Annotated in this window: 12 protein-coding genes and 3 pseudogenes; 11 read left to right on the top strand and 4 right to left on the bottom strand. The window is 67.5% G+C overall.

The genetic code is table 11. The features are described from left to right. Positions 1 to 64 precede the first annotated feature (64 nt). Positions 65 to 1,216: a ricin-type beta-trefoil lectin domain protein gene (locus NFU81_RS21420; protein WP_251492296.1), complete on the top strand. Its 1,152-nt coding sequence runs from the start codon at positions 65 to 67 to the stop codon at positions 1,214 to 1,216. A gap of 36 nt (positions 1,217 to 1,252) precedes the next feature. On the opposite strand, the gene NFU81_RS21415 is transcribed toward NFU81_RS21420, so the two are convergent. After that, positions 1,253 to 1,414 (bottom strand): hypothetical protein, encoded by a 162-nt coding sequence (locus tag NFU81_RS21415; RefSeq protein ID WP_251492294.1) that lies wholly within the window; start codon positions 1,412 to 1,414, stop codon positions 1,253 to 1,255. 479 nt (positions 1,415 to 1,893) lie between these two features. Between NFU81_RS21415 and NFU81_RS21410 the strand changes: the two genes are divergently transcribed. Continuing rightward, positions 1,894 to 2,949: an integrase core domain-containing protein gene (locus NFU81_RS21410; protein ID WP_251492292.1), complete on the top strand. Its 1,056-nt coding sequence runs from the start codon at positions 1,894 to 1,896 to the stop codon at positions 2,947 to 2,949. 355 nt (positions 2,950 to 3,304) lie between these two features. Here the strand turns inward: NFU81_RS21410 and NFU81_RS21405 are convergent. Continuing rightward, a pseudogene (locus tag NFU81_RS21405) lies at positions 3,305 to 3,541 on the bottom strand (helix-turn-helix domain-containing protein); the annotation flags it as partial. An 82-nt stretch (positions 3,542 to 3,623) separates the two neighbouring features. Then, a complete protein-coding gene (locus NFU81_RS21400) occupies positions 3,624 to 3,938 on the bottom strand; it encodes a hypothetical protein (protein WP_251492288.1) in 315 nt (104 codons plus the stop codon). An 81-nt stretch (positions 3,939 to 4,019) separates the two neighbouring features. Here NFU81_RS21400 and NFU81_RS21395 point away from each other — a divergent pair, with 81 nt between their 5' ends. The 4 genes from NFU81_RS21395 (at position 4,020) to NFU81_RS21385 (ending at position 7,164) form a co-directional block, all read left to right on the top strand. After that, the gene (locus NFU81_RS21395; RefSeq protein ID WP_251492286.1) at positions 4,020 to 5,312 is read left to right on the top strand and encodes an IS256 family transposase; all 1,293 of its coding nucleotides are present in this window, start codon (positions 4,020 to 4,022) and stop codon (positions 5,310 to 5,312) included. Between the two features lie 326 nt (positions 5,313 to 5,638). After that, a complete protein-coding gene (locus NFU81_RS21390) occupies positions 5,639 to 6,433 on the top strand; it encodes a helix-turn-helix domain-containing protein (RefSeq protein ID WP_308208313.1) in 795 nt (264 codons plus the stop codon). Positions 6,434 to 6,456: 23 nt separating this feature from the next. Further along, positions 6,457 to 6,720 (top strand): integrase core domain-containing protein, encoded by a 264-nt coding sequence (locus NFU81_RS41015; RefSeq protein WP_308208312.1) that lies wholly within the window; start codon positions 6,457 to 6,459, stop codon positions 6,718 to 6,720. Between the two features lie 285 nt (positions 6,721 to 7,005). Next, entirely contained in the window at positions 7,006 to 7,164 is a 159-nt protein-coding gene (locus NFU81_RS21385) for a hypothetical protein (protein WP_251492284.1), read from the top strand. A 256-nt stretch (positions 7,165 to 7,420) separates the two neighbouring features. Here NFU81_RS21385 and NFU81_RS21380 read toward each other — a convergent pair whose 3' ends face one another. After that, complete coding sequence (locus NFU81_RS21380; RefSeq protein ID WP_251492282.1) at positions 7,421 to 7,810, bottom strand: hypothetical protein; 390 nt, start codon at positions 7,808 to 7,810, stop codon at positions 7,421 to 7,423. Positions 7,811 to 8,004: 194 nt separating this feature from the next. Between NFU81_RS21380 and NFU81_RS21375 the strand changes: the two genes are divergently transcribed. The 5 genes and pseudogenes from NFU81_RS21375 (at position 8,005) to NFU81_RS21355 (ending at position 15,044) form a co-directional block, all read left to right on the top strand. Then, entirely contained in the window at positions 8,005 to 8,715 is a 711-nt protein-coding gene (locus tag NFU81_RS21375) for a helix-turn-helix domain-containing protein (RefSeq protein WP_308208311.1), read from the top strand. A gap of 528 nt (positions 8,716 to 9,243) precedes the next feature. Then, complete coding sequence (locus NFU81_RS21370) at positions 9,244 to 10,713, top strand: non-reducing end alpha-L-arabinofuranosidase family hydrolase (RefSeq protein WP_422665244.1); 1,470 nt, start codon at positions 9,244 to 9,246, stop codon at positions 10,711 to 10,713. A gap of 434 nt (positions 10,714 to 11,147) precedes the next feature. Beyond that, a pseudogene (locus NFU81_RS21365) lies at positions 11,148 to 12,243 on the top strand (integrase core domain-containing protein). A 708-nt stretch (positions 12,244 to 12,951) separates the two neighbouring features. After that, positions 12,952 to 13,419 (top strand): integrase core domain-containing protein, encoded by a 468-nt coding sequence (locus NFU81_RS21360; protein ID WP_251492280.1) that lies wholly within the window; start codon positions 12,952 to 12,954, stop codon positions 13,417 to 13,419. Positions 13,420 to 13,787: 368 nt separating this feature from the next. Beyond that, a pseudogene (locus NFU81_RS21355) lies at positions 13,788 to 15,044 on the top strand (IS256 family transposase). Positions 15,045 to 15,421 lie beyond the last annotated feature (377 nt).

The following is a 15,421-nucleotide window of genomic DNA, read 5'->3' as shown; positions in this document are numbered from 1 at the left end:
ACACCCCGCTTTCCCTGCCGGTCTTGAACCGGTGACCATCACACGCGAAGGCGGACAGTCAGACATGGAAAACAGGACCGGACCGGCGGAACCGAACGAGGAGGCGGCCGTCTGGGAGCAGCCGGTGCCCTGGCTCGGGGAGGCGGAGTCCGGGACCACGCCCGAGCCGGAGACCGATACCTCCACCGTTTCCGCCACCGTTTCCGCGGCGGCACCCGAACTCCCGGCGTCGACGCCTGCACCGGCGTCCGCGGATGTCGGCGGCAGTGCTGCCGTCGAGGGGACGGCCATGGGTGCGGTCTCGCCCGCGGCGGGGACTTCCCTGCCGCTGCCGGCCGGAGCCACCGCCGAGGCGGCCGTACCCGAGGGCACGGAGCCCGGCCAGGACCATCCGGAGCGCAACGCGCGGCTCGTCGGGGCCGTGATCGCCGCCTCCGTGCTGGCGGCCCTGGGACTGGGCGCTCTCGCGTTCGTTCCGAGCGGCGGTAAAGGTGACGCCCCCGGACCGCGCACGCAGCACATCGATGCCGCTGCCGCTCCGACGGCCGGCTCCGACGGGTTGCCGCTCCCGTCCCCCTCGTCCTCCGCGGCTGCCCCCCACCAGGGCGGTGCACCGGAGGTGACGCCGCACGTCACCCGTGGCCACCCGCATCAGGGCAGTCCCTCACAGCCCGGCAGCAGCCCGTCGTCCCGGGTCGCGCGCCCCGCCTCCGGACAGTCCACCGCTCTCAGCGGCGGGAAGGCCCCTGCCGGCACGGCCTCCGGCGCGACGGGTTCCAAGGCCCCGACCACCGCACCGGTGCACGCACCGGCCACCGCACCGACCGCAGTACCCGGCGACACGATCGTCAGCTACGCATCCTCGCTGTGCGTGGGCGTGTCCGCCCGCAAGGGCGCTGACGGCTCGCCGCTGGCGCTTCAGGGATGCGCTGGCAAGGCGTGGCAGAAGTGGGTGTTCGCGTCGGACGGCAGCGTCCGGTCCATGGGGCTGTGCATGGACATAGCCAACGCTTCGACCGACGACGGCGCCACCATCCAACTGGCACGCTGCAACGGCGGATGGGCGCAGCAGTTCAACCTCAACAGCTCCCTCGACCTGGCCAACACCCGGCTCGGCATGTGCGTCGACGCCAAGGACATGGGCACCGCCGCCGGTACTCCCCTGCAGTTGTGGGAGTGCGAAGGTACGTCCAACCAGAAGTGGCACCTCGGCTGAGGCCGTCCCGAGGGGGCCCGCCGGCGGTGGGCAGTCTCACTGTGCGGGCGCAGCCGTCAGGACTTTCATCAGTCGACGCATTGTCGGAACGAGAGCGGGGCGGAGGGACTTCGTGTCGGCCACGACCGGGCGCAGGTCGGCCTGATCGCCGCTCGGCCGGAAGCCGGAGCCTTGCCATTGGTTGGTGCCGTCGATCACGAGGGAGCCTACCGCCCCGCCGTCCAGGACTCGGATGGCCTGGCGAGAGGTCTCCCAGGCCCGTGACAGGTTCAGTGACGCCAGAGGTGGAAGCCACGGCGAAGGTGCCCTGGCCAGGGACCGCGAGGGTGGCGTCCTGGACGCGGCCCTCGTCCTTGAACTCGGCCCGGGGATCGGTCTCCTTGTGGAGGTCGACCGTCACTGTCGCTGTGTACTGAGTCGTCCAGCCGTCGCCTGCGGACACCGTCCCGGACAGCGTGCAGAACGCATGCTCCAGCGCCGCGCCTCCAAGACCGCGTTGGAGATCTGGCGTGCCGGTGGCGATGGGCGATCGCTGATGGGGTGTGAGCAGTGCCGGGGAGGACTATCCTGCGGGGCTCAAAAACACGAATCGTCGCCTGGTTCTGTAGTCCGTCGCTGTGAGGAACCCGGCCAAGGTCCCTGAGCAGCGGCTCTTCCTCGTCTGGGACCCATGTTTCGTGATCTTGTCCACGGTGTACGCCGTCACCCGCCGCCTGCTGTCGCTGCCGGCGTTGCTGCTGCGGCGTGACGTTGCCAAGGACGCGGAGTTGCTGGTGCTGCGGCATGAGAACGCGGTCCTGCGCCGACAGGTCCCGCGCGTGCGCTACGAACCAGCCGACCGCCTGTGGTTCGCCGCGCTCTCGCACCTGATACCGCGCCGCCGCTGGGCCCAGGTCTTCCCGATCACCCCCGCCACGCTACTGGCCTGGCACCGCAAACTCGTAGCGAAGAAATGGGACTACAGCCGGCGACGCCGACCCGGACGCCCACCCACAGCCACCGCCGTCAAAGCCCTGATCCTGCGCATGGCTGCCGACAACCCGGAATGGGGCCACCGGCGCATCCACGGCGAACTCACCCGCCTCGGCCACCGGATAGCGGCCTCCACTGTGTGGAATATCCTGAACCAGGCCGGCATCGATCCCGCCCCGCGTCGCACCGGACCGACCTGGAAACAGTTCCTCACAGCCCAGGCCGAGCACATCGTCTCCGTCGACTTCCTGCACGTCGACACCATCAACCTCACACGCATCTACGCCCTGGTCCTGCTCGAACACCGCAACCGCCGTGCCCACCTGCTCGGCGTCACCGCCAACCCCACCGGCCCATGGACAACCCAGGCTGCCCGCAAATTTCTCATGGACGCCATGGACACCCCGAACCGGAAGTTCCTGATCCGCGACCGCGGCAGCCAGTTCACCGACGCCGGCCTGCGCGTCCTGAAAAGCCCGCCCCAGGCCCCGAAAGCGAACGCACACTGCGAGCGGTTCATCGGCACCCTCTGCCGCGAACTCCTCGACCAAACGCTCATCATCAACGAACAGCACCTACGCCGAACCCTCACCGGCTACCTGAAGCACCACAACGAACACCGGCCCCACCGCGCCCTGAGCCAGCTCTGCCCATCACAAGCCGAAACCGGACCACCACGCCCCATCGACCTCACCGAGCACCGAGTCCACCGCACGGCAGTCCTCGGCGGACTCATCAACGAGTACCAGATCGCCAGCTGACGATACGACGAACCCGCAGATCAGCGGCCGAATCCTCTATTTGAGCCCCACACGATCTGCCGCACGTTTTCGTTGCTCATACAGCGATCCACGCAGGCTCTATCCCGCGCAGCCACGAGGTTTCCGCCTGGCCTCCAATTCGCACTTGCCCAGCCCGTCACCGACGCGTGAGCGGGAAAGCGTGCGGCCCGGACGCGGCGTTTGGCCCGGCGCCATTCGCGGTCCTCGCACTGGGCCATCAGCAGTTCGGCGCCGATGATCTTCGCTGAAGTCACCAACCCACGACCAGCACGAGCATCCCGCGCTCCGCGCACACCAGACCCGTGACCTGCGACTTCACGATGCACACCACTCACTGAGGGTCCAGGCAGGCCAGACGGATCTCGTTGAACCGGTGGATCACGTCACGGACGGTGTCCTCGTCGGCCTGCACCAACTTCGCGATCACCGGGACCCGGTTCCCGCCGGCCGAGGCCAGCAGCATTGTCGCGCGCCGGTGGCGCACCGAACTGCTGCTGCCCCGGCGAACGATCTGCTGCAGCTTCTGCCCTTCCTGATCTGTCAACCTGCGGACACGGACGGGCTCTGCCACCACACCTCCAGCGGTCGGACGGACGTCACCGCACATCCAACCGCCGCGGGGACTGCCGCGCCGACTGTCCCGGTCAGGGGCACTACTTCTCACGCAGGTCCTCGACCTCAGCGGCCAGCACGGCCATGTCACGCACGTGCGTGTAGTACCGAATTGCGTACTCACCTTCGATCGCCCGGAGGACCTTGCCGAACATCGCCGTCAGGCGCATGAGGCCTGCGCGGTGCCGTTCGGTGAGAGGCCCTTTGAGGACGCTCGTGGCGTAGCCGCAGGCGTCCGCATCGAGCATCACCATGTCCTGATCTTCGATGTCCAGGCCGCGGAAGCCAGGCGGGAACGGCCGGGCCATGTGCTCGGCCATCATCCGTGAGAGCGCATCCAACTTCTCTTCGAACATGTCGGCGATCATCCCAGGCGCGCCGAGGTATCCGGGTCTGTAAAACGATCGGTGTAACTCCTGATCAAGGAAGATGCATCGATGACCAGCGACAACGTGACCGAGGCCGAGCCTGTCAAGGCCGTTGAGCCGCAGCCGGCGAAGGCGGTGGACGACCAGCTCATCGACGAGTTGGTCGGCCGGGCGCAGGCCGAGGGCCTGCAGCTGACCGGCGAGGGCGGCCTGCTCCAGCAGCTGACCAAGCGGCTCCTGGAGTCCGCCCTTGAAGGCGAGATCACCGACCACCTCGGCTATGACAAGCACGACCCTGCCGGGAAGAACGGCGGCAACAGCCGCAACGGGACCCGGGCCAAGACCGTGCTGACAGACGTCGGACCGGTCGAGATAGCCGTGCCCCGCGACCGCGAGGGCAGCTTCGAGCCGAAGATCGCCAAGAAGCGGCAGAAGCGCCTGTCCGGCGTGGACGAGATGGTGATCTCACTGTCCGCGAAGGGCCTGACGACCGGTGAGGTCCAGGCCCATCTGGCCGAGGTCTATGGCGCCGAGGTCTCCCGCCAGACCATCTCCACGCTCACCGACAAGGTCATCGACGGCATGGCCGAGTGGCAGAACCGGCCCCTCGACCCGGTCTATCCGGTGATCTTCATCGACGCGATCCACGTGAAGATCCGCGACGGCGCCGTGGCGAACCGGCCGATCTACGTGGCCCTGGCCGTCACCGTCGAGGGCCGGCGGGACATTCTCGGACTGTGGGCCGGCGACGGCGGAGAGGGCGCCAAGCACTGGATGCACATCCTCACCGAGATCAAGAACCGCGGCGTGAACGACGTCCTCATGCTCGTCTGCGACGGGCTGAAGGGCCTGCCCGACGCGGTGGAGGCCGTCTGGCCCCGCACCACCGTCCAGACCTGCGTGGTCCACCTGCTGCGGAACTCCTTCCGCCATGCCGCCCGCCAGGACTGGGACAAGATCGCCAAGCTCCTCAAGCCCGTCTACACCGCCCCGACCGAGGAAGCCGCACTCGATCGGTTCGCGGAGTTCGTCGACGCATGGGGCAGGAAGTATCCGGCGATTGTCCGGCTCTGGGAGAACGCGTGGGAGGAGTTCACACCGTTCCTCCGGTTCGACACCGAGATCCGTCGCATTGTCTGCACCACGAACGCCATCGAGTCGGTGAACGCCAGGATCCGGCGGGCGGTCAAGGCCCGCGGCCACTTCCCGAACGAGACCGCGGCCTTGAAATGCGTCTACATGGCCATCATGTCGCTCGATCCCACCGGCAAAGGCCAGGCCCGCTGGACCATGCGCTGGAAGACCGCCCTGAACGCCTTCGACATCACCTTCGACGGCCGACTCTCAGCAGCCCGCCAGTAACCCCAACAACCCTATTACACCGCTCGTTTGACAGACCCCGCCTCGCTGAACATCGCCATCGAAGCCGAGGACGTGCAACTCTCCCTCACCGCTCACGACGCCGCCTGACCCTGTAGGTGCCAGACTCTTCATCCACGCTGATCGGGGGCCATACGGTGCTGTTATGGGCTCCTTGTCAGTCGGTGGTACCGGTAGTGCCCCACTCGGTAGTTATCGGCCAGTTCCGGCCAGCGCCAGGATGGTGTGCCTGTGGGGTGCCAAAACTGGCGCATGGCCCCTGATCAGGCTCTTTGCAGTTCCAGGCGATCATGGCATGCTCGGATCGCATGGCGTTGCGCGTGCTCTACCTGATCTTCGTCCGGCTGCTCGGGCTTCTTCTGCTGCTGTCGCGGTCGCACGACGCCAAGAACGTTGAGCTCCTCGTGCTGCGCCACGAGGTCGCGGTGCTTCGTCGACAACTCGGCAGCCGGCCGCGCCTGATGTGGCCGGACCGCGCCATCCTCGCCGCCCTTGCCCGGCACCTGCCGAACAGGCTGCGTCGCCACCGCCTCGTCACCCCGGGCACACTACTGTCCTGGCACCGCCGTCTGCTGCGCTGGAAGTGGAAGCAGAAGCCCTCCCGGACTGGACGCCCACCGATCTCCGAGGAACTCACCGCCCTGATCCTGCGCCTCGCCGAGGAGAACCCGACCTGGGGCTACACCCGCATCCAGGGCGAACTGCGTCGCCTCGGCCACCGCGTCGCAGCGTCCACCATCCGACGTATCCTCCGCAGCGCCGGCCTCGGCCCCGCACCCCGACGAAGCCGCGGTAGTCCGACGTGGCGGGAGTTCCTTCAAGCCCAGGCATCCGGACTGCTGGCTGCAGACTTCTTCCACATCGACACCGTGACCCTGCGGCGCCTGTACGTCTTTTACGTGATGGAGGTCGGCACCCGCACCGTGCACATCCTCGGCGTCACGGCCCACCCCACCGCAGCCTGGACAACGCAACTCGCCCGCAACCTGCTCACCGACCTCGGCCAACGCGGCGCCGGCTTCCGCTACCTGCTGCGCGACCGCGACAGCAAGACACCCAGGCCTTCGATGCCGTCTTCACCTCGGACGGCACCAAGATCCTGAAGAGCGCACCACAAGCCCCACGAATGAACGCCCATGCCGAAAGAGTCATACGCACCATCCGGGCCGAGTGCACCGACCGGCTCCTGATCTACAACAAACAACACCTGCGGCACGTCCTGGCCGAGTACGCCGAGCACTACAACGGCAGCAGGCCGCACCGTGCCCTGCAACTCCGCGCTCCCGCTGACGACCGCAACGTCATCCCCTTCCCGGAACAGCGCATCCAGCGCATCCAGAGCCACAACGTCCTCGAGGGACTCATCCACGAGTACCGTCAGGCCACTTGACGAGGATCGCCGCTGCCAGAGAAGACCAGGTCAGAACGCATGAAGGACTTTTGACTCCCTACAGGCAGGAGACGCAGAGCTGCGAACACGTTCGTCACGCTCACCTATGCAAGTTCTCAACAGCACGAGTGATCATCATGCCGATGTGATCGTCGTGGCCGCCAGAGCACTACAGCAGCCACTACATCCGAGAACACCCAGAAACCGGCGCACCGCTCTGGCCAGGGTGGATGAGGTTGTCGGCAAGGGCACCGCCACCGAGCCCGGGTCCCCGAGTTTGAGCCGGTGGACGAACTCGACGACCAGCCGCTCACAAGCCCGCTCTGCATCCCGGACGAAGACGTCCTCGCCGAGGCCGCATCCGAAGCGCGGGCCTTCGGCGCCGGCCCGGTGGCCGCCCTCGACGAGCTGGCGCGCGGCCTGCTCGGGCAGTTGGCCGACTAGCAGCAGTCGATCGGCGAGCTGGGCCGCGTGCTTACCACGGCAACTGAAGGCCGAGCTACCTGGCTGGTCCACCGACGCCGGCCGCACCGAGGACATCGGGTGGCGCCAGGCCCGCACCACGCTGCTCGAGGCCGTCGCACGCCACCACCACGCTCACCTGCTCGCCGCCATCGTCGAGCTCGGCGGTGAGCTGGAGCTCCCAGCTATCCGTAACGGGCGCTTCAGGGGGGCGCGGTCATCCCAGAACGCTGCGCGGTCAGCGCCGGCCGCCGCCGATGCGGCGGTCGTCGGCCAGTGCGGTCAGCGGGCCGAACTCGCGGGCAAGCTGGTTCCACGTCAGAACCTCGCCACAGCGGGCCGGGAACTCCTTCGGGTCGAACTCGGGCATGGTCCAGGTGCCAGTGCCCCGGTCCCGCAGCCACAGGTCCCCGTCACCGTCGACCACAGTCGGCGGGACCGGTACGGGCTCGGCCTGATCGGTGGGCTCCCAGGTGACCCGGCCCGGGTGGGAAACGCGGCGCAGCTCGGTGGTGGCCAGCCGCGCGGCCAAGTCACGGGTAGACTCGTCGGCGTCCTTGACCGACGCGAGTCGGAATGCGTCGTCAAGTACGGGCAGGGCTGGATTCTTGCTGCGCTTTGAACTCATACGCTGACTACCTCCGGTGGGGGGCGTCACATCCGTCATGGCACCCCGTAGAGGAACACGGTATCCGAGGCGGGGCCCGGGCCGGCTACGACCACTGTCCAGGTGGAGGCGCTGGCACACCGGGCGGTAGGGCTAACGAGCTCGTACATGGTTGGCGGTGAGGCGTCGAGCTCTTGATCGTTGATCATGGTCGGGTGGTGGAGAACGCGTCTCGTGCAGTGATCGTCAGCAACCGGCGAATCACTGGTCTGTCGGCCGCCCGGATCGCTGAACTGGGCCTTGAGGTAAGCCCGTTGTGGCACGAACGGCACCAGGCCAGGCTCGCGTCCAGGCCACGGAAACGGGCCTTGGGCGCCGGCGCGAAGCACCGGCTGGTGTTCATCGACCGGCTGCTGGCCACGCTTGTCCATCTTCGCCTCGGGGTCACCCACGACGTGCTGGCCTGCTGGTTCGGAACGCCGACCAGCCTGCAGAACCTCGCGGTCGGCATGCCCACCTCGACGCGGATCACCTCGAGGTACTCGAAGGGCACAGCCGGCCCTCCGCGGACTTCTTCCACACCCGCAGCTCGACCGCGGCCACTCAAAGAATCGAGCCTCCACCGAACCCGGAACGGTTCAGTCTTCCGCAGCCCGGTTCTTCAAGCCCCGGTCGTCATGGAACTCACCGGAATCGGTCCAGCTCTTACCGGCTGTTGGGAAGCCAGGTGGAGCGAGACTCCGGCCTGGCAGTTGGTCACCTCGCCTGCGATGCCGGTGCGGCGTCGCAGGGCCGACCTGCGGTGCCGACGGCCTTGGCGGGGTGGTGTTCGGCAGGCTCCCGGTGTGGGGATCGTCGAGCGGCCGGGGAGCACTGCGCCAAGGGTTGACACCGCACACCCCGGTCCCGCACAGTGCCGTCGTTAGAGCTGATGCTCCTCCCACAGACCGCCTCCCGGTTCATGTTAGCGCTAACAATTACCCTCGCGCCCCCTTGCCCACACCCCCACGCTGCAAGGAGATCCCCGCGTGAACACTCGTGACTCGCGCCTGTCCGACCACCTCGACACGCGACACCATTCGGCCCGCGTGCGGCGCTGAAGCCCCCTCGGGCGGTGTCACCGCGCGAGCCCGGCCCGCCGGTGCGCGGTTGAGAGCAGCCGCCGACAACCGCCTCGCTCGCCGCCTCGTGCCCGGTCGGCCCGGCACGCCTCCCTCGCCGCCTCCGGCCGGCCGGGTCGGGGCCGCTACGTCCCTGGCGTACTCACGGAAGCCGTCGGCCCAGCGCGCCTGCCCGGTAACACGTCGTGCGGGCCGGCTTCCTCGCCGGTCAGGGCACCGCATCCTGAACACCTTCCAGCTCAACGGCGGCACCCGCACGACCGCCTGACGGCCGCCGACGCGCAGCGGCGCGGCCGATGGCCTCCATGCCCCCCACTCAAGGAGAGTGTTTCTGTGAAACTCAGGTGTACGTTCAAACACTACAAGCCGATGCTGATCGCCCTGCTTTCCATGGTGCTGGCCGCCGCGGGGATCTCGTTCGCGACGACATCGGCGCAGGCAGCCACCGGCTGCAAGGTCGACTACAGCATCACCAGCCAGTGGTCAGGCGGATTCGGCGCCAGCGTGAGCGTTACCAACCTCGGTGACCCGGTCGCCAGTTGGCAGGTCGGTTGGACCTTCCCCTCGGGACAGACCGTCACCCAGCTGTGGAACGGCACCTACACCCAGAGCGGCTCCCAGGTCACCGTGACCAATGCCTCTTACAACGGCAGCCTGGCCACCGGCACCTCCACCAGCTTCGGCTTCAACGGCGCCTTCACCACCAGCAACTCCGTACCCAGCACCTTCACCCTCAACGGCACCACCTGCACCGGCAGCACCACATCCGGCGGAGCCACGACCGGAGGCACGACCACCGGCGGCACCACCACAGGTGGCTCGACCACGGGTGGCACGACCACCGGCGGCACCACGACAGGCGGTACCACCGGCGGCACTACGGGTGGCACTGGCGGCCCGTGCACCCTTCCGTCGTCGTATCACTGGTCGTCGACGGGCCCGCTGGCGCAGCCGGCGAACGGATGGGTCTCGCTGAAGGACTTCGACACCGTGGTCTACAACGGCAAGCATCTGGTCTACGGCTCGACCGTCAACCAGTCCGGGTCGTACGGCTCGATGGCGTTCGCGCCCTTCACGAACTGGTCGGACATGGCGTCGGCCCAGCAGATCGGGATGAACTCGGGCACGGTGGCGCCCACGCTGTTCTACTTCGCGCCCAAGAACATCTGGGTGCTGGCGTCCCAGTGGAGCCAGTGGCCCTTCTTCTACCGGACGACGAGCGACCCCACCAACCCCAACAGCTGGTCCTCGCAGCAGCCGCTGTTCACCGGCAGCATCTCCCCGTCCAACCCGATCGACCAGACCCTGATCGGTGACGGACAGAACATGTACCTGTTCTTCGCCGGCGACAACGGCAAGATCTACCGGTCGAGCATGCCGTACGGGAACTTCCCCGGTAACTTCGGCTCCTCCTACACCACCGTCATGAGCGACTCGCAGGCCAACCTCTTCGAGGCGGTGCAGGTCTACAAGGTCCAGGGTCAGAACCAGTACCTGATGATCGTCGAGGCGATGGGCGCGCACGGGCGCTACTTCCGCTCGTTCACCGCCACCAGCCTCAGCGGATCCTGGACCCCGCAGGCCACCAGCGAGTCCAGCCCCTTCGCGGGCAAGGCCAACAGCGGCGCCACTTGGACCAATGACATCAGCCACGGCGACCTGATCCGCAACAACCCCGACGAGACCATGACCATCGACCCCTGTAACCTCCAGTTCCTCTACCAGGGCAGGAACCCCTCCTCGGACGGCACCTCCTACAACCTGCTGCCCTGGCGGCCAGGTCTGCTCACCCTCCAGCGCTGACCCGCACGCGCCCCGATCCGCCGAGGCGCCCCGGCCGCACCCCGGCCGGGGCTCCTCCTCGGTAACGCCAGGTCGGTCCGTTCGCGAGAAGGACCCGCTGGAGACGCGGACCGACCCCACATGCTCCGAACGGCGGCCCTCGTGTGTCAACGACGCCTTCGCGGACATGGACCCTTCACGCCCCGCCCCGCCCCGCCCCGCCCCGGACGGACGGCGCACCGCGTCGAAGGCACCCGGCTCGGACCACGGCGGCTGCCGGCCCGCTGGAACTCCCCCTGGCTCAGCCCTTGGGGGGTGTGCGGAAACGCTGCCCCTGCCGAAAACCTCATCCTGCCTGGTGAGAGCCGGTGGAAGGAGGTAGCCAGGGTCGGAGCCCGTAGGCATTCGGATGGCACTCTCGCGCGGTTGGTAAGCCCCCGGCATGCTGATCAATTGTGTTGCTGCGACTGGCCTACCTGACCGTGACGAACGCGTTCGCGATGCTGCGTCTGCTGCCGATGAGCGATCGGGACAGGGACACGGAGATCCTCGCGCTGCGCCATCAGATCATGGTCCTGGAACGCCAACTCGGCCAAGAAAGGGTGCGGTTCACCCCGGGTAATCGCGCGTTCCTGGCGGCCCTGCTGCACCGGCTGCCGCGGGACGTGCTGCGCCGGGTACGACTGCTGGTACGCCCGGACACGGTATTACGCTGGCACCGGGATCTGGTCGCGCGCCACCACGCAGCTCGTTCCCGCCCGAAGCGATCGGGACAACCACGGACCGCACGCTCCATCCGGCTGCTGGTGCTGCGGCTCGCGCGGGACAACCCCAGCTGGGGCTACCGCCGCATCCACGGTGAGCTCCTCGTCCTGGGCGTGAAGGTGCCGCCTCCACCGTCTGGGAGATTCTCAAGGACACCGGCATCGACCCGGCACCGAACGGGCCTCCACTACCTGGGCGGACTTCCTGCGCTCCCAGGCCGACGTCCTGCTGCCTGCGACTTCCTGGAGACCGTCACCCTGTCCGGGGCGCGGTTATATATCTTCGCAGTGATCGAGCACGCCAGCCGGCGGATCCGCATCCTTGGCGCCACCGCACATCCCACCACGTCCTGGGTGACCCAGACCGCAAGGAACCTCGTCATGGACCTTCAAGACGCCGACTGCCACGCACGGTTCCTGATACGGGACCGGGACGGGAAGTTCCCCGCCCTGTTCGACACCATCCTCACCGAGGCGGGCGTGGAAGTAACCCTCAGCAGCGTACGTATGCCCACGCATGAAATCGATCATGGAACGGTGGATGCAAACCTGCCGGCGCGAGCTACTGGACCGCACCCTCATATGGAACCACCGCCACCTGCTGCATGCCCTCCGGGAGTTCGAACAGTTCTACAACGCGCACCGACCGCACCAAGGCATCGCGAACACCCGTCCGCTGCACCCGTTGCCCGCGCCAACCACTGATCCGGGGCAGATTTCCCGCCTCGACATCCGAAAACGCGACCGACTCGGCGGCGTCCTCCACGAGTACCAACATGCCGCATGACCTGCACGGAAGAGGTTGTCGGCAGGAGCGGGCTGAAAACCCGTACCGCTCCAGAATGGCTGCGTAGCCCCTGACCTGGGACGACGCTCCCATGCACCGATACGACACCATGAGTCCTCATGTTCGTGCGACTGCTCTACCTGATCTCCACACGGATCTTCGCCTGGCTGGTCCTGCTGTCTCGCTCTTCGGCGGCCAAAGACGCAGAAATATTGATCTTGCGGCAGGAAGTAACGGTGCTGCGGCGCCAGATCACCGCGCCAAGGCCCAGCTGGCCAGACCGCGCCCTACTCGCCGCCCTCGCCCGACTACCCCCCGGGTGCTGCGCAGACACCGGATCATCTCCCCACGCACCCTCCTCGCCTGGCACCAACGGCTCATCAAGAAGAAATGGACGCAGCCGCCGTCCGCGGGACGCCCTCCAGTCCCACAGGAACTGCGCCAGCTAATCACGCGGCTCGGCACCGAGAACCCCCACTGGGGCTTCCGAAGAGTGCACACGGCGAACTGCGCCGCCTCGGACACAAGGTCAGCCCCGCCATCGTCCGCCGCGTCCTGCGCGCCGGAGGCCTGTGCCCCGCTCCGCGACGACATCCCGCACGGGGCGAGTGGACCACATTCCTCAAGGCCCAAGCCAACGGCCTACTCGCCACCGACCTCTTCCACGTCGACACAATCGGACTCCAGAGGCTGTACGCCCTGTTCGTGATGGAGGTACACACCCGCACGGTGCACATCCTCGGCGTCACCGCCCACCCCACCGCAGCCTGGGCCACACAACAGGCACGACAGCTTCTCTGGCACCTCGGAGAACACGTCGCCGACTTCACCCACCTCATCCGCGACCGGGACGCAAAGTTCACCGCCGCCTTCACCAGCGAAGGCATCACCGTGGCCAAGACCCCTCCGCGCAGCCCCAACTGCAACCCGCACGCCGAGCGCTTCATACGTTCGGTACGCGAGGAATGCACCAACCGCCTGCTGATCTACGACCGCGGTCACGCCCAGAAGATCCTCCACGAATACGCCCACCACTTCAACGAGCATCGCCCCCACCAAGGCCGCCAGCAGCTTGCACCCCTGGACAACCCCAAGGTCCTACTGCTGCCAGCAGCTCGGATCAAACGCCGGCAAGCTGTCACAGGCCTCATCAACGAGTACCGCCAGGCCAGCTGACCCCGGACGAACCCCCAGCTCACAGATGGTGAAGCCGTTTTGAAGCGGTACGGGCTTCTGCCGGAGCACTGGGGCCGGTGGGCTCGCGGTTCGGAGCGCCGTGCGTGCTGAGCACGCAGGCCGGTGCGTCGGCCGCCCATTCAGCGATCGCCGTCGGCGATTTCGCGCCTGCCAGCACCGCGCACGCGGCGAGCGCGAGAACGAAGGAGAAGGCGCGGATCGGGCACCGTCACAAGGCAGGAGCAAGGCTCAGGACTTGTGGATCAACTCCTCTGGAGGACGCGCGAAGGGCGTACCTTCCCGAGTGAGTGACCACCAAGTCACCGAGTAGGCCCGCGCTGCGAACGCGGGTCAGGGAAGGCATACCCGTGCTCAGCGTAGTAAACGAAGATGGCACTACCGAGGCCGGTTCCCTGATTGATGAGATCGTCCGTGAGGGTGCTCGGCGGATGCTGGCCGCCGTACTGAAGGCGGAGGTGGACCAGTACATAGGCGAGCTCGCCGGGCAGCGTGACGAGGCAGGTCGCCGACTGGTGGTCCGCAACGGCCGGCACCGGCCGCGGACCGTGACCACGGCTGCCGGGCCGGTCGAGGTGGCCGCCCCGCGCGTGAACGACAAGCGGGTCGACGAGACGACCGGTGAACGTCAGCGGTTCTCCTCGAAGATCCTGGCGCCGTGGTGCCGGAAGTCCCCGAAGATCAGCGAGGTGCTGCCGCTGCTCTACCTCCACGGCTTGCCATCGGGCGACTTCGCGCCCGCGATGGAACAGTTCCTGGGCTCCCCGGCCGTGCTGTCGCCGGCCCCGGTGACCCGGCTGACGCAGCAGTGAACCGCCGACACCGCGCCGCCTTCCAGCGCCGTGACGTGGCCGGATCCGACTACGTCTACGTCTGGGCCGACGGCGTCCATCCCAAGATCCGCTTGTCCCAGACGCACTCCTGTCTCCTGGTCCTGATGGGCGTCCGCGTCGACGGCACCAAGGAACTCATCGCGATCGCCGAGGGTCTGCGGGAGTCCACCGAGTCCTGGGCGGATCTGCTGCGCGACTGTCGGCGGCGCGGGATGCGCGACCCGATGCTCGTGGTCGGCGACGGTGCGATGGGCCTGTGGAGGGCGCTGGCCGAGGTGTTTCCGCAGGCCAGGCACCAGAGGCGTTGGGTTCACAAAACAAGGAACGCCTCGAACGCGCTGCCGAAGTCCGTGCAGCCCGGCGCGAAGAAGGCTCTGCAGGAGATGTACAACGCCGAGGACCGTGGGCACGCCGAGAAGGCGGTCACCGCGTTCGAGAAGGCGTACGGGGCGAAGTTCCCCAAGGCCACGGCGAAGATCACCGGCGAGTCGACGAGTTGCTGGTGTTCTACGACTTCCCCGCCGAGCACTGGGTCCATCTGAGGACGACGAATCCGATTGAGTCGACCTTCTCCACCGTGAAGCTTCGGACCAAGGTCACCCGTGGCGCCGGCAGGCCCGGCCGCGGCCCCTCGCGATGGTCTTCAAACTCGTTGAGTCCGCCCAGGCCCGCTGGCGAGCGGTCACCGCACCGCACCTCGTCGCCCTCGTCCGAGCCGGCGCCCGCTTCGAAAACGGCCTCCTCGTTGAACGAGACGAGACCCTCGCAGCGTGATCCACCTCAACTGATCACAGATCTCGACAATTACTCCAGCCGCGATGAGTCCGACTCATTCGGCAGACGCGTTTGTGTCCGTGAAGATAAGTGCGATGCAGTCTGGCCAGCTCGACCGCGATTGTGCCACACTCCTGGCGCTGGGGTGGTCCCGCTACGGGCCTCAGCCGTGGCCTGCGACGAGGGAGGCGATCTGGTGTGCGGTGCCTCGGTTCCCGACCGTTGAAGAGCTCGCGCCCCAGCCGGATGTCGCGCGGTCGGCCACCTCGCACCCACCCCGCACCGACGATCCCGGTGCCGCTGGTGGTGCCCGCGTTGGGCGATGTCGAAGCACAGCCCGGACTGAACCGGCAGCGGAAGCTGCGGACCTGACGCTG

The organism is Actinacidiphila cocklensis, assembly GCF_907177275.1.
Lineage (GTDB): Bacteria > Actinomycetota > Actinomycetes > Streptomycetales > Streptomycetaceae > Actinacidiphila > Actinacidiphila cocklensis.
Note: the sequence above shows the minus strand (reverse complement) of the source record. Positions and strands in the feature narration are given on the sequence as shown.